The sequence below is a fragment of the Pseudonocardia sp. Cha107L01 genome, from assembly GCF_052566575.1.
Window position 1 is genome coordinate 3,075,434 of sequence record NZ_CP199579.1, and the last position, 17,545, is coordinate 3,092,978.

The following is a 17,545-nucleotide window of genomic DNA, read 5'->3' on the forward strand; positions in this document are numbered from 1 at the left end:
GTGTGACGTCCGCCATGTCCGGGCCATCCCTCACTCGTCCGAGTTAGCTCGCGGAGCGGGCCGGACGGCGAACCTGAGTGAGCTCAGCCCTCGGCCGTCAGTGTCCGGGAGATGGCGCGGGCGCTGGTGCGGACCAGAGCGGCCAGCTGGTGCGGCGTCGCGGTGCCGTGCCGCACGACCAGCGAGACCGCCGCGACCACGGTGCCGCGCGCGTCCCGGACCGGGTCGAGCACCCGCTGCAGGACGTTCAGCGCGGCCACGTCCTGCAGCACCACGATGCGGTTCTGCTCGGCGAGGAACTCGGAGACGCCGGCATCGTCGAGCGCGAAGTCGCGGGCCACCGCCCAGAAGTCGTGGGTGCTGTGCCCGGTCTCCGGGGTGATCGCGTACACCACCTCGACGTGGAAGGCGGCCGGGTCGCTCAGGTCCGCGTTCGGCAGCACGCCGACCGGGGCGATCCGGCTGTGCAGCTGGTACAGGCACGGCGGTCGGTACTCGATGTCCTGCCAGCGGGTGATCCGCCCGGACAGGCCGGTGGATCGGGCGTAGAACGGCGGGCACTCGGCGTCGGCCATCCGCCTGCTGACGTGGACGACGCCGGCCTCGTCGTCGACCGCGGTGGTGATCGGGGTGTCGGCCACCTCGGGGGTGCCGATGTAGCCGCCGTGCAGGTAGGTCTCGTGGGACAGGTCGAGCAGGTTGTCCACCAGCAGCTGGTAGCCCGCCTCGAGCGGTTCCATCCCGCTGACCACGGTGTACCCGGGCGCGTCCAGGCATCTCGCGCGGGGGATGGCGGCGGCATCGGCGCGCTCCGGGTCGCCGATCCACACCCAGACGAACGAGTCCCGCTCGACCACCGGGTAGCTGCGCAGCCGGGCCGTGCGCGGCACCCTGGTCTGCCCGGAGACCGCGACGCAGCGGCCGTCGGCGCCGTAGCTGAAGCCGTGGTAACCGCAGACGACCCGGTCGCCGACCAGCCGGCTCGGCGGCTCGGCGAGCGGGAAGCGGCGGTGCACGCAGCGGTCCGAGGTGGCGGTGACCTCGCCGGCCCCGGTGCGCCAGAACAGGATCGACTCCCCGCACACCGTCCGGGAGAACAGCTCTCGGCCGATCTCGCGGCCGTAGGCGGCGACATACCACTGCTCGCGCGGGAACTCAGTCATGGCAAACACCATGCGAGCCCCACGCCGGGTGGCTGAAGGGCCTTCCCGGATGCCGGAAAGCCGCGCTGTCGGCGGCGGCTCAGCCGGGGCTGTCCTCCTCAGCTGGCTTCTTCTCGGCCGCCTCCGCCTCCGCCTCCGCCGTCCCGCTCTCCGCCCCGTCGGCCGCTCCGGACTTCCGGCGGATCGCTTTCGGCGGGTCGAAGTAGTTGTGCAGGTTGGTCAGCATGTCCTCGTAGGTCTTGCGGATGGCCAGCCGCTGCCGGGGCCGGCTGAGCAGCCCGGCCAGCCCGTCCGGGCCGTCCCAGCTGGCCAGTACCCGCACGACGGTGCGCCCCTCGCCGGCGTCCCGCACGGTCCAGGTGGTGACCAGGGCCGACCGCAGGTCCCGCTCGACGATCCGGTCCTCGGTGGCCTCGTCCACCCGCACCAGGCAGTCCCAGGGCACCTGCCGGCGGAGTTTCACCCGCCGCCGGCGGCGTTTCTCGCTGACCAGCAGCGTCCAGCCGACCTCGGTGCCGGCGCCGTGGCCACCCGACCGGACCTGGTAGTCGTCGAAGTTCTCGGTCAGCAGCAGCGGTCGGACCGACTCGTAGTCGGTCAGCGCGGTGTGCACCTTCTCGACCGTGCCCTTGATCATCGCCACCGCGGTGGCCGTGAGCTGTGCCATCGTCGTTCAGTCCCTCCGCGCGACGACCGCGTAGCCGCCGGAGTGGTCCGACACCGGGCCGTCGGGGTCAGGCTTCCACTCGTGCACCGCGACCACTCCGGGCGGTACCGGTACGAAGTCGCCGAGCAGCGCGGTGAGCTCCGCCGGATCGCGGGCCAGCATCGGGGTGGTGGTGCCGCGGGACCACTCGACGAGGGCCTGGACCTGCTCCGGGGTGCCGTAGTTGGGGCCGAAGTGGCTGATCACCAGATGGCTGCCCGGCCCGGCGCCGGCGGTCAGCCGGGTGAGCAGCTCGGCCGGGTGGGCGGAGTCGGGGATGACGTGCAGCAACGCCACCAGCAGCACCGCCACCGGGCGCTCGAAGTCGATCAGCTGCCGGGTGACCGGGTCGTCCAGGATCGCCTCCGGGGCGCGCAGGTCGCCCTGCACCACGCCGGTCAGGGCGTCGCCGGTCAGGATCGCCCGGCTGTGCAGCACCGCGACCGGGTCCAGGTCGACGTAGACCACCCGGGCCGTCGGCAGCACCGAGCGGGCCACCTCGTGCACGTTGCCGCCGGTGGGGATGCCGGAGCCGATATCCAGGTACTGGTCGATGCCGAGGCTCGCGCAGTAGAGCACCGCGCGGCGCAGGAAGGCTCGGTTCTCCCAGGCGGTCCGGATGGACCCCGGCACCAGCCGCTCGAGCCGGTCGGCAACCTCCCGGTCGACCGCGAAGTTGTGTGCGCCGCCGAGCATGTAGTCGTAGACCCTGGCCAGTGTGGCGGTCCGCAGATCGATGTCCGGGGGCACCCAGGGGGGCCGAGATTCCGCCATCGGAGAATCATTGCATCCGAGAGTTCTTACGGTCTGGCCGCTTCGGCCGCCGGTCCCGGGTGCAGTTGCGGGCCGGCCACCCCGCAGTGCGGGCACCGGGCCAGCCGCAACGCCCCGACGGCCGGTACGGCGTCCCCGGCCGGCACCGGCAGGGTCGATCCAGCCGGCGGCTTCGCAGGCCTGATCAGGACCGCGGCCAGCACCGACGCCGCCACGAGCAGCGCGGCGCCGATCAGCATGGCGCGCCGGAAGCCGGCGTCGTACACCGCCGGATCGGTGTAGTCGGCCCCGCCGAGGCCGGCGGCCACCGGGATCACCGCCACCGCGAGCAGCCCGGCCGAGCGGGCCACCGCGTTGTTGATGCCGGAGGCGATGCCGGCGCGGCGGTCGTCGGCGGCGGCCAGCACCGTCGCGGTGAGCGGGGCGACGGTGGCGGCCAGGCCCAGCCCCAGCAACACGGTGGCCGGCAGGACGTCGGCCAGGTAGCTCGCGCCGGGTCCGATCCGGATGGCCAGCAGGAACCCGGCGGCGGCGAGCAGCGGGCCCACCGTCATCTGCGGGCGGGGGCCGATCCGGTCGGCGAGCGCGCCGGAGCGGGCGGAGAGCAACAGCATGAGCGCGGTGACCGGCAGCAGTGCCGTGCCGGCGACGGTCGGTGAGAACCCGGCCACCGTCTGCATCTGCAGCATCAGCAGGAAGAAGAACACGCCGAGCGCCCCGTACAGCAGCAAGGTGACGATGTTGGTAGCGCTGAACAACCGGTCCCTGAACATCGACAGCGGCACCAGTGGGTGCGGCGAGCGGCTCTCCACCACCAGGAACGCGGCCAGCGCCAGCACGCCGACCAGGCCGCCCACCACCACCGGGGCACTCGACCCGGCACCCCCGACCTCGGTCAACGCGAAGGTGATCGCACCGAGCCCGAGCACGCCGAGGGAGGCGCCGAGCAGGTCGATGCGGCCGGCGGCGTCCGGGTCGCGGCTCTCCGGCACGTGCCGCAGGGTGATCAGCACGACCGCCGCCGCGACCGGCACGTTGATCCAGAACACCGCGCGCCAGGTCCAGTCCACCAGTGCGCCGCCGACGAACGGACCGATCGCGCCGGCCACCCCGCCGAGCCCGGACCAGGAGCCCACCGCCTTGGACCGGTCCTCCGGGCGGAACGAGGCGGCGATCAGCGCCAGGCTGCCCGGGGTGAGCAGCGCGCCGCCGATGCCCTGCAGCACCCGGGCGGCGACCAGCAGACCGGCGTTGGGGGCCAGTCCACACAGCGCCGAGGCCACCGCGAACCAGACCACCCCGACCAGGAACACCCGGCGCCGACCGAACCGGTCGCCCAGTGCGCCGCCGAGCAGGATCAGTGCGGCCAGCGACAGCGTGTAGCCGTTGACGACCCACTGCAGCGCGGCGAAGTCGGCGCCCAGGTCCCGGCCCAGCCGCTCCAGCGCCACGTTGACCACGGTGGAGTCGAGCATGGCCAGCCCCGAGCCCCCCACGGTGGCGGCGAGCACCCAGCGCCCGGCGGCCTGGTCCGTCCGCAGCTGCCCGGTCATGCGCCAGTCCTGGGGAGTGTCTGGCGGATCATCCAGCCGGCTGCGGCATAGATCCACCAGACACTCCCCTGAGCGGGCCCACTCATTCCTCGCCGGTCTCGAGCCGGTCGCGCATCCGGGCCAGGGTCTGCGCGAGCAGCCGGGACACGTGCATCTGGGAGACCCCGACCTGGTCCGCGATCTGGGTCTGGGTCTTGTTGCCGAAGAACCGCAACATCAGGATGGTCCGCTCCCGGTCGGGCAGCTCGGCGAGCAAGGGCTGCAGCGACTGCTGGTAGTCGACGCGCTCGAGTTCGGCGTCGGCCTCACCGAGCAGGTCACCGAGCGTCGTTCCGCTCTGGTCACCGGACAGGATCTCGTCCAGCGAGCTGCCGCGGTAGGCCTGACCGGCGGCCAGTCCCTCCAGCACCTCGTTGGTGGGCAGGCCGAGCTTCTCCGCCAGCTCGCTGGGCCGGGGCGCGCGCCCGAGACTCTGGGACAGCTCGGCGACCGCCGCGTTGATCGAGACGTGCAGGTCCTTGAGTCGCCGGGGCACCCGCATGGACCAGCCCTGATCGCGGAAGTGCCGGCGTACCTCACCGCTGATGGTGGGCACCGCGAAGGAGAAGAAGTCGCTGCCCCGGTCCGGCTCGAACCGGTCCACCGCGTTGATCAGCCCGACCGTGGCCACCTGGATCAGGTCGTCCAGCGGCTCGCCGCGGTGCGCGAACCGCCGTGCGATGTGTTGGGCGACCGGCAGGTACCCGGTGACCAGTTCGTCCCGGAGCGACTCGCGGCGCGGGTCGGTGCCGTCCAGCTCGGCGTACTCGGTGAGCTTCGGGACCAGGTGGGCGTACTCGCTGTCCCTGGACAGCCCGGCCGACGTGTCGTCGTCCTCCGCCTGTTCGGCGGCGCGTGCGGTGCGGTGTTCGGTGCCGTGTTCGGTGCCGTGTTCCGTGCTGTCTTCGGTGCTGTCTTCGGTGACCTGCTCGGTCGCCCACGCGGGGTCGCCGGGCTCGCCGTGCCCGGCGTCGTCAGCAGGGCCGGGATTGGCCGGCGCCGAGGTCACTGCGTCGCGCCGGCACGTTTGGTCAGTCGGATCGCGATGGCATCGGGCTCACCGTCGATGCCGTGTGCCGAGGTGACCTCGTCGGCCAGGGTCTGCAGCACCCGCCAGCCGAAGCTGTCGGTGCGCACCTCCGCGCCCGGCGCAGGCGTTGCGGTGCTGACGGTGACCTCGATCTGCGCGTGGTTCAGCACGAACTTGCAGCTCAGCATGCCGTCGGTGGCGGCGAGGGCGACCAGCGTCGTGCACGCCTCGTCGACCGCCATCCGGAGGTCGGAGATGGCGTCCAGGTCGAAGTCGGCCCTGCCCGCCAGATCGGAGGCAACCGCTCGGATAGTCGGAATCAGCGCGGGCCGCGCGGAGATCCGAATCTCCACGACCGCCGCGCCGGTCTCAGCAACAGGCACAGCGGAAATCCTGCTCCCAACCCGCCGAGGACGCGACCCGGGGTCGCCGAACACTCTGGGTAACGGCGCCGACCTGGGCCGCCACCGGCTGGCGACCGTTCATGGATCTTCACATACCGTTTGTCGTTTTCCTTCCCGTTCGCCCCATGGATCGCAGTTAGGTCGGTTAAGTAGTTCTTGACTCTTGGGGGATCGACGAATGGTGGCCGGTGAGTTCGGGTGGGGGCAGATGCCCGCCGCCGACCTGGCGTTCGATGCACCCCAGAATTCCGGCGCGGTGCCGCCGCAGCTGCGCCGATGTCGTCGGGTCGTCGCGATCACCGTGCATCTGCCGGAGTTCCTGGTCGCCGCGTCCGGGCTGGTCCAGCGGCTGGCCGCCGCCGGGGTGCGTACCGACGTGCTGGTGGCGGCCGAGGCCGATGAGCAGGCTGACGATGCCGCCGGCACGGCGCTCGCCGAGCTGGGCGTGCCGGAGCTGGCCAGGCACCGGTTGGCGCTGCCGTCCCCGATCGGCGCGGACCGGGCCGACGACCTGTTGGCCGGGATGAGCGAACTGGTCGGGTTCGACCCCGAGCCCGGCGTCTACTGCCTGGCACCGGCCATGGACGGGGTGGACGCCAGCCAGGCGGTTGTCGCCGACGCCGCCCGGCGGATAGCCAGGGTGTACCGGCTCAAGCTGGTCCAGTTCACCGCGACGCCGGATGCGGCGGTCGTCGATCTGGAGCTGGACGGCCCGGAATGGGCGCGCAAGTGTGCCGCGCTCGCCGCCTGTGCCACCCAGGTCACGCCGCTGACCGGGCGCCGCGAGTACTTCGGGCTCTAGCCCGTCACACCGCTGCCCGTCACACCGCTCTGGCCCGTCACACCCCGGCCGTCACCCGGCGGGCCAGCACACAGCTCCGGACATAAGGACGAGTCCCTTCTGGGCGGCTCCCGTTATTCCGCCCAGAAGGGACTCGTCTCCTAGTGGAGGCCGTCGTCAGTTCGGTCCGGCCTGCACCATTGGGAGAGTGGCCCGACACTGGGCCGTGGAGTCATGGGAGGCCGCCCCAGCGGCCGGTGGGTGGCACGCCGGGTCGTTGACCGGCTGGTACCGCGGCAGGGATCGGCTCAACTGGCGACCGCGCTGCCTTCGGAGACGGTGCTGGTCTCGATGATCGCGCGGCGTTCGGCCTCGGCCAAGCCGCCCCAGACGCCGAACGGCTCCCGGGTGCGAAGAGCGAACTCACGGCAGCGCAGCATCACCGGGCAACGGCCGCAGACCTCTTTTGCGCGCGCTGTGCGGCGTGCGCGAGAGGGGTTCCGCTCACCGTCGGGGTGGTAGAACGTTGCGCTGTCCATGCCTCGGCACGAGCCGAGCCGCTGCCACTGCCACTCGTGCTCAGTCGGCCCAGGCAGGCGGGTCACGTCGCTCACGGTGATTCACCTCTCTCCTCCGGTCGACAGACCGGACCGAGGGGTGTGTTCCCCGCGCGTGGGGGGCTCAAACCACGAACCACTAATCCATTTCTGGTTCCCGGTCCGACGCTGTGCCGGCGAGCGCACCGGCCGCTGATTCGGCGACCTGGAACAGCTGGATGAGGCCGGCGATCCGCAGCGGGCGGAGCACCTGGCGGCGCGAGCAGGCCAGCCAGAGCTCGGTGTTGCTCTGCTCCGCCGAGGCACGTGCCTCGACGAGCGCGGCGAGCCCGCTGGTGCCCAGGAACTCGACGTGGTCCAGATCGACGATCAACCGGTGGTGGGTCCCGCTCAGTGCCGAGGCGATGCTGTCGCGGAGCGTGGGCGAGCTCAGCATGTCGACCTCGCCGCCGACCCGGAGCAGGATCGTGCCCGGGACCGGCTCCTCGGACAGGATGCTGATCGGTTCCTCGGTCGACAGGTTGCCCACACCCCGCACGGTAAGCGCGTCGGCCGGGCCCAACAACTCGTGGCGCACGGCTCTCGATACCCGCCACACCCTTCCCGCCGTCGTCATCCCGGGACTCGGCAAGGATTGCCAATTTCTTGACAAGCTTGCGCAACCTGCCGCATGGTCAGTCGGTCGACGGCGAACGAGGAGGTCCCGTGGGGCCCACCCTGACCGATGTTGCGAAGCGGGCCAATGTGGCACTCTCCACCGCCTCCCGTGCATTCAGCGATCCCGGCCGGGTCGGCCCGGACACTTTGCGCAAGATTCGCATGATTGCGCAAGAAGTCGGCTACCAGCCGGTCGCGCCGCGTGCCTCCGGTCCGCCGGCGGACACTGCTCACGCCACGATCGCCGTCATCGTGCCGGACATCGCGAACCCGGTGTTCGCGGCATTCGTGAAGGCCGCGCAGGGCCAGGGCTGGCACAGCCGGCACACCGTGGTGCTCGCGGACAGCGACTTCGACCCGGACCGGGAACGCGCCGTCATCGCCCACCTGGCCGGGCGGGTCGACGGCATCGCGGTGTGCTCCTCCCGGCTGGATGCCGAGGAGGTGCTCGCACTCTGCGGACGGGTCCCGCTGGTGCTGGTCAACCGGGAGGCCGACGGCGCGGACCGCATCGTCGCGGACTGCATCGTCGCGGATGCGACCGAGGGGCTGCGGCAGACCGTCGACTATCTGACCGCGCTGGGCCACCGCCGCATCGCATACGTGCAGGGCTCGGCGCTCTCCTGGTCGAACCGGCACCGGGTGGGCGTGGTCCGCGCGCTCGCCGAGGCCCACGGCCTGGAGCTGGACGTGCTGGAGTGGCAGACCGAGACGGTCGACGGCGGGACGGCGGCGGCGGCCAGGGTGGTCGCCTCCGGCGCCACCGCGGTGATCGCGCACAACGACCTGGTCGCGCTCGGCGTGATCATCGGCGCCCGCGCCCTCGGGGTCCGGGTCCCCGACGACCTGTCCGTCGTCGGTACCGACGACATCCCGTTCGCAGTCGTCTCCCAACCCGCCCTGACCAGCATCTCCACCCCGAACGCCCGGGCCGGCGCACTGAGCCTGGAACTACTCGGCAGGGCCGCGGCGGGGGACCGGCAGCCGCCGCGCCGACTCCGGCTGCCCACCCATCTCGTCGTCCGTGGCTCGACCGGGCCCACGCCGGCGGCCGCGTCGCGCTGAGCAGCTCCGTCGCATTGAAAGGGACCGTATGAAGATCGTCGTCGCCGACCCGAACCTCGCGCCGCTGCGTGCGGAGCTTGAGGCCGGCTTCCCGGCCGGCGCGGAGGTCAGCTGGCCGGACCGGCGGGACGACTCGGCCGTCGAGGCCGCGCTGGACAACGCCGAGGTGCTGATCTGCGCCCGGTGCGGCCCGGCGATGGCGGCCGCCGGCAAGACCCTGCGGCTGGTGCAGGCGCCCGGCGCCGGGGTGGACGGGATCGACGTCGCTGCGCTGCCGCCGGGCGCGCTGGTGGCTAACACGTTCCACCACGAGGACTCCATCGCCGAGTACGTGCTCGCGTCGGCGATCCTGCTGCGCCGGGGCTTCCTGGCCCAGGACGCCGCGCTGCGCCGGGACCGGTGGGCCTCACCCGCCTACGACCCCGCCATGCCGTGGGGGGACTCGCTGGCCGCCGCGACGGTCGGCCTGGTCGGCTTCGGCCACATCGGCGAGCGGAGCTGGCGGCGGTTCCGGGCGTTCGGCGCGCGCGGACTGGCGGTCACCCGGCGCGGCGAGGTGGACGCCGCGGCGCACGGGTTGGACTGGGCCGGGACCACCGCGGCGCTCGACACCCTGCTGGAGCGGTCCGACGTCGTGGTCGTCAGTGCCCCGTTGACCGCCGCGACCACCGGGCTGATCGGTGCGCCCGAGCTGGCCCGGCTGCGGCCGGGGGCGGTGTTGATCAACGTCGGGCGGGGCCCGCTGGTCGACGAGCGGGCGCTGTACGACGCACTGCGGGACGGCTCGCTCGGTGGCGCCGCCATCGACGTCTGGTACGGCTACCCCTCCGCCGGTGCGCTCGCCGCGCCGTCCGCGCTGCCGTTCCGCGAGCTGCCCAACGTGTTGATGACACCGCACTCCTCCGGCATCACCCGGCAGACGTTCGCCGCCAGGGTCGAGGACATCGCGGCCAACGTCCGCCGGTTGGCGGCGGGGGAACCGCTGGTCAACGTGGTGGCGGTGGCCCGGTGAGCCGCCCCACAACCGGCGCCGGGACCGACCGGATCGTCGCGGCGGAAGTGCTGGTCACCAGCCCCGGCCGCAACTTCGTCGCACTGAAGATCGTCACCGCCGACGGGCTGGTGGGCTGGGGCGACGCGACGCTGAACGGCCGCGAGCTCGCGGTGGCCGAGTACCTGCGCGAGCACGTCTGCCCGATCCTGCTCGGCCGCGACCCGGCGCGCATCGAGGACACCTGGCAGTACCTGTACCGGGGCGTCTACTGGCGCCGGGGCGCGGTCACCATGGCCGCGATCGGGGCGGTCGACCTGGCGCTGTGGGACATCAAGGGCAAGGCCGCCGGGATGCCGGTCTACCAGCTGCTCGGCGGCGCGGTGCGGGACCGGGTGCTCAGCTACACGCACGCCACCGGTGCCGACACCCCGGCGCTGCTGGACGCGGTGGACGCGGTGCGGGCCCGGGGTTTCCGGGCGGTCCGGGTGCAGACCGGGGTGCCCGGGTTGGACACGATCTACGGTGTCAGCCGGGGCGGTACCGGGTACGAACCGGCCGGTCGGGGCGCCGGACCGGTCGAGGAGACCTGGGACACCGACGCCTACCTCCGCCACCTGCCCGGCGCGCTGGCACAGGTCCGCGCGCATGTGGGTCCCGAGCTGGCGCTGCTGCACGACGCCCACCACCGGCTCACCCCGAACCAGGCCGCCCGGCTGGGCCGGGCGCTCGAGCCGGTGGACCTGTTCTGGCTGGAGGACGTCACGCCGGCGGAGAACCAGGACGTGCTGCGACTGGTCCGCCGGCACAGCACGGTGCCGCTGGCGATCGGCGAGGTGTTCACCACGATCTGGGAGTTCCAGCAGCTCATCACCGAACAGCTGATCGACTTCGTGCGCGCGGCGGTGTCGCACGCCGGCGGGATCACGCACCTGCGTCGGATCGCCGCGCTGGCCGACGTGTGGCAGGTGCGGCTCGGTCCGCACGGGCCGTCCGACGTCTCGCCGGTGGCGCTGGCCGGTTCGCTGCATCTCGGGTTGGCCACGCCGAACTTCGCCATCCAGGAGTACATGGGCTACTCGGACGCGACCCACGAGGTGTTCCGGCACGCCTGGAGCTACGCCGACGGGCACCTGCACCCCGGTGAGGCGCCCGGTCTCGGCATCGAGGTCGACGAGGCGCTGGCCGCCCGGTTCCCGTACGAGCGCGCCTACCTGCCGGTGGCCCGCCGCCGCGACGGCACCCTGACGGATTGGTGAGCCCAGTGACCCCGCCCGACCCCACGGGGCGCCTGTCCGCCGCTGTGCCGTTGGGGCGGCTGTCCGCCGCTGTGCCGCTTGGGCGGCTGTCCGCCGCGGCGACGCCGCCGGCCGCCCTGCTGCACCAGCGCGCGCTGCCGCCGACCGGCATCGTGCACCTCGGCCTCGGCAACTTCCACCGCGCCCACCAGGCCGTGCACACCGCCGCCGCGCTTGCCGCCGAGGACGGGCCGTGGGGGATCCTCGGCGTCGCCAGCCACTCCGCCGCCGTCGCCGATGCGCTGCGCGAGCAGGACCTGCGCTACGCCGTCCTCGAGCTGTCCCCGGGCCGCACGGAGGCCGTCGTGCCGGCCGTGCACACCGGCGCGCTGGTGGCGAGCCGCGAACCCGAGGCGGTGCTGGACGCGCTGGCGGCGCCGGGTACCCGGATCGTCACGCTCACCGTCACCGAGCATGGCTACACGTTCGCACCGCGCACCGGGCAGCTCGACCTCGACCACGCCGGCGTCCGGGCCGACCTGCGCGGCGACGGCCCACCGCGCACCACCCTGGGCCTCATCGTGCGCGGGCTGCAGCGCCGGGCCCGCGCCGGCGCCGCCCCGATCACCGTGCTGAGCTGCGACAACCTGATGGCGAACGGGCACACCACGGCGCGCCTGGTCGGTGAGTTCGCCGCCGCTCTGCCCGCAGCCGAGCGCGACGAGCTGGCGCCGTACCTGGCCGGCGTCGCCTTCCCGAACAGCATGGTCGACCGGATCGTGCCAGCCACCACGGATGCCTACCGAGACCTGGCCGCGGCCCGGCTCGGGGTCCGCGACGCCATCCCGGTGCCCGCCGAGCCGTTCAGCATGTGGGTCATAGAGGACACCTTCGCCGCCGGCCGCCCGGCCTGGGAGCGCGGCGGGGTGCTGTTCGCCGCCGATGTCGGGCCCTACGAGCTGCTCAAGCTGCGCCTGCTCAACGGCACCCACTCGCTCATTGCGTACCTCGGTGCACTGGACGGCGCCGCCACCATCCCGGAGGCCGTCGAGCGCCCGGCCGTCCACGAGGCGGCGCTGCGGGTGCTGCGGGACGAGTACCTGCCCACCGTGACGGTGCCGGCCGACATCGACGTGGCGGACTACACCCGCCAGCTGTTCAGCCGCTGGGCGAACTCGGCGCTCGGGCACCGCACCAGCCAGGTCGGCTCGGACGGCTCGGTGAAGCTCGCCCAGCGGGTGCCGGAGCCGGCGCTGGTGCACCTGAACGCCGGCCGGTTGCCTCACCACCTGGCCCTGACCGTCGCCGGCTACCTGTGCTGCGTGGCGCCGCCGGAGGGGTTCGACCCGGGTCCGCACGCCGCCGCCATGGCCGATCCCACCGGGCGCCGGCTGGCCGCGCTGGCCGGCCGGCCGGTCGGCGAGTTCGTCCGGGCCGCGCTGGGTACCGGGCTGCTCGGTACCGCGCTCGCCGCGCACGAGGCGTTCACCGAGCGGGTCGCGGAGCTGGTCGGCGTGCTGGTCTCGCACGGTGTCGGCGTCGCCGTGCAGGAGGCCGCCGACGCGGCATTCTCGATCGACACCACGGCCAGCTGAAAGGAGCTTGGACCCGCACATCTCGCCCGCATCTGGGCCCGATCCATCCGAGGACGCATGGACAGCACGGACAGCACCGCCCGACCCGAACCGACGACTGCGCACGACCACGGCATCACCCCCGACCCGAGCGCGATCCGCCGCGCGGCCTGGGCGGGCCTGGTGGGCACCGCCCTCGAGCAATACGACTTCGTCATCTACGGGACGGCGTCGGCTCTGATCTTCTCCAAGCTGTTCTTCCCGAACATCTCGGCGGCCGCCGGCATCCTGGCGAGTTTCAGCGCGTACGCCGTCGGCTTCGCGGCCCGGCCGTTGGGTGGGCTGTTCTTCTCCAAGTTCGGCGACCGACTGGGCCGCAAGTGGGTCCTCGTTGCGACGTTGTTGCTGATGGGGGGCTCGACGCTGGCGATCGGGCTGCTGCCGACCTACTCCCAGGTGGGCCTGCTCGCGCCCGTTCTGCTCGTCGCGTGCCGGTTCGTCCAGGGCTTCGGCTCGGGTGCCGAGCAGGCCGGCGGGGCGACGCTGCTCACCGAGACGGCGCGGCCCGGTCGGCGCGGGAAGCTCGCGTCGCTGGTGATGACCGGCGCCGCGCTGGGGACCGCGTTGGGTGCGGTGGCCTGGATCCTGGTCCAACTGCTGCCCGAGCCCGCCCTGCTGAGCTGGGGTTGGCGGCTGGTGTTCCTGTCCAGCCTGGTGGTGACCATCGTCGCGCTGGTGATCCGGCGCAGACTCAACGAGAGCCCGGTCTTCCAGGACCTCAAGCAGCAGCACGCCGAGCCGCGCAAGCCGGTCGGCGAGGTCTTCCGGCACGGAAGGAAGCCGACGCTGCTGGTGCTGTTCATGAACCTCGGGGTGACCGCGCAGTCGTACACCTACCAGGTGTTCATGGCCTCCTACCTGGTGTCCTCGATCGGGGTGGACCGGGTGTTCGTGCCCAAGGTGCTGCTCGCCGGCGCGATCTGCGGTGGCATCGGTGCCATCGGTTTCGGCATGTTGTCCGACCGGTTCGGTCGCCGGCCGATCTACACCGCGATCGTCGTCGCGCTGGTGATCCTGCCCGCTCCGTCGTTCGTCCTGCTGGACACCAGGTCCCCGGTGGCGATCGTCGCCGTCATCGTGCTCGGCTTCATCCTGGCCGGTCAGGGCGCGGTGGGGGTGCAGATGAGCTACTTCCCCGAGCTGTTCGGCAACCGGTACCGCTACGCCGGGGTGACCATCGGCCGGGAGTTCTCCGCCGCGCTCGGTGGCGGTGTCGCGCCGCTGATCTGCGCGGCGCTGCTCAGTGCGTTCGGTGGATCGTGGGTGCCGGTGGCGATGTACATGACCGGCATCATGCTGATCAGCCTGGTGGCCACCCGGCTCGCGCCGGAGACCCTGAACCGCGACCTGACCGTGCCCGAGGACGCGACCGCGGCGCGGACCTAGCGGGCGTGGTAAGGTCGAACGTATGTTCGATTCGACGGCGCCTCCGGAGACGGCTCCCGAGCCGTATGAGGGGGATGGCGGGGCATCGTCGGATCCCGAGTTGTGTCCCGAGTCGTGGTCCGGGCCTCCGCCGGAGTCGGAGTTGTGGCTGGAGTCGGAGCCCGGGCCGTATCCGATCTGGTCCGACTACGGGCCGGATGGCTTGCTCGCCACGGTGCTCGCCCAGGTGTCCGGTGGCCCGTGTGGGGAGCGGGTGGAACGGATCGGCGGCTGGGAACGGGTCATTGCCTGGGTCCAGGCCGAGCAGATCCGCGAGATCGCCGGGCTGGCTCGGGCGGCCGAGGCTGATCCGGCTTTCGGTGACGACCCGGAGCAGGTGTACGCCTCGGTCTGTGCGGAGGTCGGCCTGATGGCGAGGGTCGCGTCCCGCACCGCGCGGGCGCGGGTCGACGACGCCGTCACCCTGGCCGAGCGGCTGCCGGCGACGTTGGCCGCGCTGTCCTCGGGTCGAATCAGCCTGCCGTCCGCCCGGGCCGTCGTCGAGGAGACCATGGTGCTGGACGAGTCCCTGCTGGCAGAGGCCGAGCGACGGATCCTGGCGCGTGCCGCTGGACGCACCACCGGGCAGATCCGGGCCGACGCCAGGAGGGTGGTCGCTCGGCTCGACGCCGAGGCCGTCCGCCGCCGGGCCGAGCAGGCTCGGCGGGAGCGTTCGGTCAGGCTGATCCCGGAGCCCGACGGCATGGCCACTCTGGCCGCCTACCTGCCGGCGCACGAGGCGGTGGCGGCTTACGGCGTGCTGGACGGCTACGCACGCCGAGCCGGTGGTCCTGGCGACGATCGCCCGATGGACGCCCGCCGCGCCGATGCCCTGGTAGACCTCCTCCTGGACCAGCTTGGCTCGAGTGGTCCGGTGGGTTCGGGTGGTCCGGTTGGTTCGGGTGGTCCGGTGGGCTCGGGCGCGTCGCCCGGATTCGGCGAGCCGGTGGATTCGGGAGAGCCGAATGGTTCGGGTGAACCGGGCGGCCATGGCTTGCCTCCCGATCTCGCCGCCCCGCCCGATCCAGTCCCAACGGTCACCCCGAACGGCGCAGCCAGATCAGGCGGCGTCGCTGGCTCAGCCGCGGTCGGCCGCCCGGTTCGCCGTGGCGGGGTGCAGGTGCGAGTCGGCGTCACGGTTGGGCTCACCACCCTGCTCGGACTGGACCAGTTGCCGGGCGAGCTGGCTGGCTACGGCCCCATCCCAGCCGATCAGGCCCGTGAGCTGGCTGCCCAGGGCACCTGGCGACGGCTAGTCACCGATCCCGTGACCGGCGCCCTGCTGGACTACGGCACCAGCCGCTACACCCCGCCGGCACACCTGGCCGCACACGTGGTCGCCCGCGACCAGACCTGTGTATTTCCAGGGTGCCGGATCCGCGCCGACCGGTGCGATCTGGACCACCGTGTCCCGTTCGACGCCGATAGCGGCAACGGCGCGACCAGCGATGTCAATCTGTCGGCACTGTGCCGGCCGCATCATCGACTCAAGCAGCAACCCGGCTGGCGGCTCGCCCGCTATGCCGACGGAACCCTCGCCTGGCGGACTCCGACCGGTCACCGGTACCTCCGCCGGCCCCCGCCGGTGGGCCGAGTGGGCGAAGTCAGCGATAGCGGCTGACTCCCTAGGCTGGTCGGCCGGTACTGCCCATTCGGAGGGTGACCACCGCGACGGCAATGCAGCCCACGACCGCCACCAGCGCGTCCCAGGTGGCTTCGTGGCGACGGGCCCGCCGGCCGATCCCTGGTTCCAAGTCGAGCTCGGAGGCCGGGGCGGGGGGCGGCTCGGCGGCGGAGTGCGACCCGCTCCGGGAGTCGCGGACTTGGCTTGCGGCGGGGTCCAGCTCCGTGGTCGGCGCCGCTTGTTCGGTCGCCCTGGTCACGGTGAGCACCAGGGGCAGCACGACGATCGACGCCAGCAGGTAGCCGGCGTGCACTCCGGGTTCGGCGTACCCGCGGCCGAAGCCGCCACTGGCCGCCATGAGCCTGGCCAGCTCGAGCCCGGCGCGAACCAGCAAGGTCAGCTCGAGTAGCACCAGCCCGCCGAGGTAACCGAGGCCGAGCCCGCGGCCACGCACCGCGCCGACCAGCGCCCAGTAGCCGAGTAAACCGGAATAGAGCAGCACGAAGACGGCCAACAGCGCGGTCATCGGCCGGCGGACCCCGCGCCCGGGCACGACCCCGCGCTCGACCCCGGCGCGCCGCCCGGGGTTCCGCCGGCCGCGACCGCTTTCCGTCGGCGCCGCCGGTTGCGATTGCTGCGTGACTTGGTCAGCCACACGGTCGTCCCGGTGATCCCGAGCAGGACCGGGCTCAGGCCGAACAACAGCCAGATCACCCGGGGTATCGCGGGCACCACGGTGCCGAAATGCAGTCCGTAGTAGAAGCCGCCGTCCCAGAGGCGCTCGGTCAGCGGGGAGTTCGGCCGATCCGGTGCGTAGTCCTGGGTGCCGCCGCCGTGACTGTCCACTCCGACGTACAGCGCGCCGGAGTAGTTCCAGTAGCCGTACGGGTCGTAGCCCTTCCGCAGACGGAACCCGTACGAGCCGTCGGGCTGCTCCGGGTGCAACGCGCTCAAGCCGGTGACCTCCGCGCCCGGATGCGCCGCCAGCGCCACATCCCGGGCCTGCGCGGAGGTGAGCATCGGCCCGGTACCGGGGGTCGGGGAGGGCGGGTCGGCATGCGCCTGCCCCGGCAGCACCGCGAAGTAGGCCTGCGCCGGCCAGTGGAAGTAGAACGCCGCCCCGGTCACCCCCCACATCAGCATGAACGGCACCGCGACGATGCCCACCAACCGGTGCAGGTCCAGGTCGCGGACGTAGTTACCCCGGCCTCGGCGCACCACGAACCCGCTGATCAGCCCGCGCAACCCGGGCCACCAGACGATCGCTCCGGAGACCGACAGGAAGATCAGCAGCGCCCCGAGCACACCGAGCAGGTAGGTGCCGATCGTGGCGTTCGCCCCGAACAACGCGGGCAGCGGGGTGCCCAACCATGCCTGGTAGCCGGGCAGGCCCTCGCAGGTCAGCCCGCAGTCATGGATGTTGACCATGAACAAGACGAACCAGGGCTGCTCGGCGCCGATGCCGTTGATTCGCCCCGTCCCCGGATCGACGAAGGCGTCCAGCGAATCCCGGCTCGCCGAGTCACCTCGGACCAGGTAGACGCCCTCGTAGTCCTGCACCCCCACGGCCTTCAGCTCCGGGTGGCTGGCCCGCACCATGGTCAGGGCGTCGAGCTGGGTCATCGGGGTGGCACTCGGGGTGACGATGTACCGCTCGGGGTGCAGGGCCCTGGCGAGGTCGTTGCCGTAGAGCAGCACCGCGCCGCTGGTCGCCTCCAGGATGAAGAGCAGGCCCAGGGTCAGCGAGGTCCACCGGTGGGTCCGGATCCACCAGCGATTGATCGGCCCGTGTGCTCGGCGTGTCCGTGACCAGCGGCGGGTCCGACGGCTGGGCTCGACGTGACCATTGCGCGCGCCGGGCGGGTGGCCCTCCTCGGCGATGAGCAGTTCGCTCGACACTCCCA

General features: G+C 72.4%; 17 protein-coding genes. 7 read left to right on the top strand and 10 right to left on the bottom strand.

Features of this window, described 5'->3' with window-relative positions; translation table 11 throughout:
* Positions 1–83: 83 nt before the first annotated feature.
* The 6 genes from ACTXG6_RS14565 to ACTXG6_RS14590 form a co-directional block, all read right to left on the bottom strand.
* Positions 84–1,163 (bottom strand): Rieske 2Fe-2S domain-containing protein, encoded by a 1,080-nt coding sequence (locus ACTXG6_RS14565; protein WP_445188330.1) that lies wholly within the window; start codon positions 1,161–1,163, stop codon positions 84–86.
* Between the two features lie 79 nt (positions 1,164–1,242).
* Positions 1,243–1,830 (bottom strand): SRPBCC family protein, encoded by a 588-nt coding sequence (locus tag ACTXG6_RS14570; protein ID WP_445188331.1) that lies wholly within the window; start codon positions 1,828–1,830, stop codon positions 1,243–1,245.
* Between the two features lie 6 nt (positions 1,831–1,836).
* On the bottom strand, positions 1,837–2,643 hold the full coding sequence (locus ACTXG6_RS14575) for an SAM-dependent methyltransferase (protein WP_445188332.1): 807 nt from the start codon (positions 2,641–2,643) through the stop codon (positions 1,837–1,839).
* 26 nt (positions 2,644–2,669) lie between these two features.
* Entirely contained in the window at positions 2,670–4,196 is a 1,527-nt protein-coding gene (locus ACTXG6_RS14580; RefSeq protein ID WP_445188333.1) for an MFS transporter, read from the bottom strand.
* A gap of 82 nt (positions 4,197–4,278) precedes the next feature.
* Complete coding sequence (locus ACTXG6_RS14585) at positions 4,279–5,049, bottom strand: SigB/SigF/SigG family RNA polymerase sigma factor (RefSeq protein ID WP_445190006.1); 771 nt, start codon at positions 5,047–5,049, stop codon at positions 4,279–4,281.
* 191 nt (positions 5,050–5,240) lie between these two features.
* Positions 5,241–5,648: an ATP-binding protein gene (locus tag ACTXG6_RS14590; RefSeq protein ID WP_445188334.1), complete on the bottom strand. Its 408-nt coding sequence runs from the start codon at positions 5,646–5,648 to the stop codon at positions 5,241–5,243.
* 199 nt (positions 5,649–5,847) lie between these two features.
* Here ACTXG6_RS14590 and ACTXG6_RS14595 point away from each other — a divergent pair, with 199 nt between their 5' ends.
* Positions 5,848–6,471: a hypothetical protein gene (locus ACTXG6_RS14595; RefSeq protein WP_445188335.1), complete on the top strand. Its 624-nt coding sequence runs from the start codon at positions 5,848–5,850 to the stop codon at positions 6,469–6,471.
* A gap of 287 nt (positions 6,472–6,758) precedes the next feature.
* Here ACTXG6_RS14595 and ACTXG6_RS14600 read toward each other — a convergent pair whose 3' ends face one another.
* Both ACTXG6_RS14600 and ACTXG6_RS14605 read right to left on the bottom strand, forming a co-directional pair.
* Entirely contained in the window at positions 6,759–7,064 is a 306-nt protein-coding gene (locus tag ACTXG6_RS14600; RefSeq protein ID WP_445188336.1) for a WhiB family transcriptional regulator, read from the bottom strand.
* Positions 7,065–7,146: 82 nt separating this feature from the next.
* Positions 7,147–7,623 (bottom strand): STAS domain-containing protein, encoded by a 477-nt coding sequence (locus tag ACTXG6_RS14605; RefSeq protein ID WP_445188337.1) that lies wholly within the window; start codon positions 7,621–7,623, stop codon positions 7,147–7,149.
* Positions 7,624–7,712: 89 nt separating this feature from the next.
* Here ACTXG6_RS14605 and ACTXG6_RS14610 point away from each other — a divergent pair, with 89 nt between their 5' ends.
* The 6 genes from ACTXG6_RS14610 (at position 7,713) to ACTXG6_RS14635 (ending at position 15,638) form a co-directional block, all read left to right on the top strand.
* Complete coding sequence (locus ACTXG6_RS14610) at positions 7,713–8,729, top strand: LacI family DNA-binding transcriptional regulator (RefSeq protein ID WP_445188338.1); 1,017 nt, start codon at positions 7,713–7,715, stop codon at positions 8,727–8,729.
* Between the two features lie 28 nt (positions 8,730–8,757).
* Positions 8,758–9,741 carry a 2-hydroxyacid dehydrogenase gene (locus ACTXG6_RS14615; RefSeq protein ID WP_445188339.1) on the top strand — a complete coding sequence of 328 codons (984 nt, stop codon included), beginning with the start codon at positions 8,758–8,760 and terminating at the stop codon, positions 9,739–9,741.
* Positions 9,738–10,979 carry a D-mannonate dehydratase ManD gene (manD, locus tag ACTXG6_RS14620; RefSeq protein ID WP_445188340.1) on the top strand — a complete coding sequence of 414 codons (1,242 nt, stop codon included), beginning with the start codon at positions 9,738–9,740 and terminating at the stop codon, positions 10,977–10,979. The genes ACTXG6_RS14615 and manD overlap by 4 nt, the downstream gene beginning before the upstream one ends.
* A 5-nt stretch (positions 10,980–10,984) precedes the next feature.
* Entirely contained in the window at positions 10,985–12,553 is a 1,569-nt protein-coding gene (locus tag ACTXG6_RS14625; protein ID WP_445188341.1) for a mannitol dehydrogenase family protein, read from the top strand.
* A gap of 57 nt (positions 12,554–12,610) precedes the next feature.
* Positions 12,611–13,978, top strand: a complete 1,368-nt coding sequence (locus ACTXG6_RS14630) for an MFS transporter (protein WP_445188342.1) — start codon at positions 12,611–12,613, stop codon at positions 13,976–13,978.
* 142 nt (positions 13,979–14,120) lie between these two features.
* Positions 14,121–15,638 carry a DUF222 domain-containing protein gene (locus tag ACTXG6_RS14635; RefSeq protein WP_445188343.1) on the top strand — a complete coding sequence of 506 codons (1,518 nt, stop codon included), beginning with the start codon at positions 14,121–14,123 and terminating at the stop codon, positions 15,636–15,638.
* A 4-nt stretch (positions 15,639–15,642) separates the two neighbouring features.
* Here ACTXG6_RS14635 and ACTXG6_RS14640 read toward each other — a convergent pair whose 3' ends face one another.
* Together ACTXG6_RS14640 and ACTXG6_RS14645 are read right to left on the bottom strand one after the other, a co-directional pair.
* The gene (locus ACTXG6_RS14640; RefSeq protein WP_445188344.1) at positions 15,643–16,167 is read right to left on the bottom strand and encodes a hypothetical protein; all 525 of its coding nucleotides are present in this window, start codon (positions 16,165–16,167) and stop codon (positions 15,643–15,645) included.
* Positions 16,164–17,540 carry a PepSY-associated TM helix domain-containing protein gene (locus ACTXG6_RS14645; RefSeq protein ID WP_445188345.1) on the bottom strand — a complete coding sequence of 459 codons (1,377 nt, stop codon included), beginning with the start codon at positions 17,538–17,540 and terminating at the stop codon, positions 16,164–16,166. The genes ACTXG6_RS14640 and ACTXG6_RS14645 overlap by 4 nt, the downstream gene beginning before the upstream one ends.
* Between the last annotated feature and the right edge of the window lie 5 nt (positions 17,541–17,545).

What these genes read in the sequence shown, in the direction of transcription:
- ACTXG6_RS14570 (WP_445188331.1), bottom strand. Translation starts at nt 1,830, where the DNA reads ATGGCACAGCTCACGGCCACCGCGGTGGCGATGATCAAGGGCACGGTC.
- ACTXG6_RS14595 (WP_445188335.1), top strand. Translation starts at nt 5,848, where the DNA reads ATGGTGGCCGGTGAGTTCGGGTGGGGGCAGATGCCCGCCGCCGACCTG.
- ACTXG6_RS14605 (WP_445188337.1), bottom strand. Translation starts at nt 7,623, where the DNA reads ATGACGACGGCGGGAAGGGTGTGGCGGGTATCGAGAGCCGTGCGCCAC.
- ACTXG6_RS14565 (WP_445188330.1), bottom strand. Translation starts at nt 1,163, where the DNA reads ATGACTGAGTTCCCGCGCGAGCAGTGGTATGTCGCCGCCTACGGCCGC.
- ACTXG6_RS14580 (WP_445188333.1), bottom strand. Translation starts at nt 4,196, where the DNA reads ATGACCGGGCAGCTGCGGACGGACCAGGCCGCCGGGCGCTGGGTGCTC.
- ACTXG6_RS14575 (WP_445188332.1), bottom strand. Translation starts at nt 2,643, where the DNA reads ATGGCGGAATCTCGGCCCCCCTGGGTGCCCCCGGACATCGATCTGCGG.
- ACTXG6_RS14615 (WP_445188339.1), top strand. Translation starts at nt 8,758, where the DNA reads ATGAAGATCGTCGTCGCCGACCCGAACCTCGCGCCGCTGCGTGCGGAG.
- ACTXG6_RS14640 (WP_445188344.1), bottom strand. Translation starts at nt 16,167, where the DNA reads ATGACCGCGCTGTTGGCCGTCTTCGTGCTGCTCTATTCCGGTTTACTC.
- ACTXG6_RS14630 (WP_445188342.1), top strand. Translation starts at nt 12,611, where the DNA reads ATGGACAGCACGGACAGCACCGCCCGACCCGAACCGACGACTGCGCAC.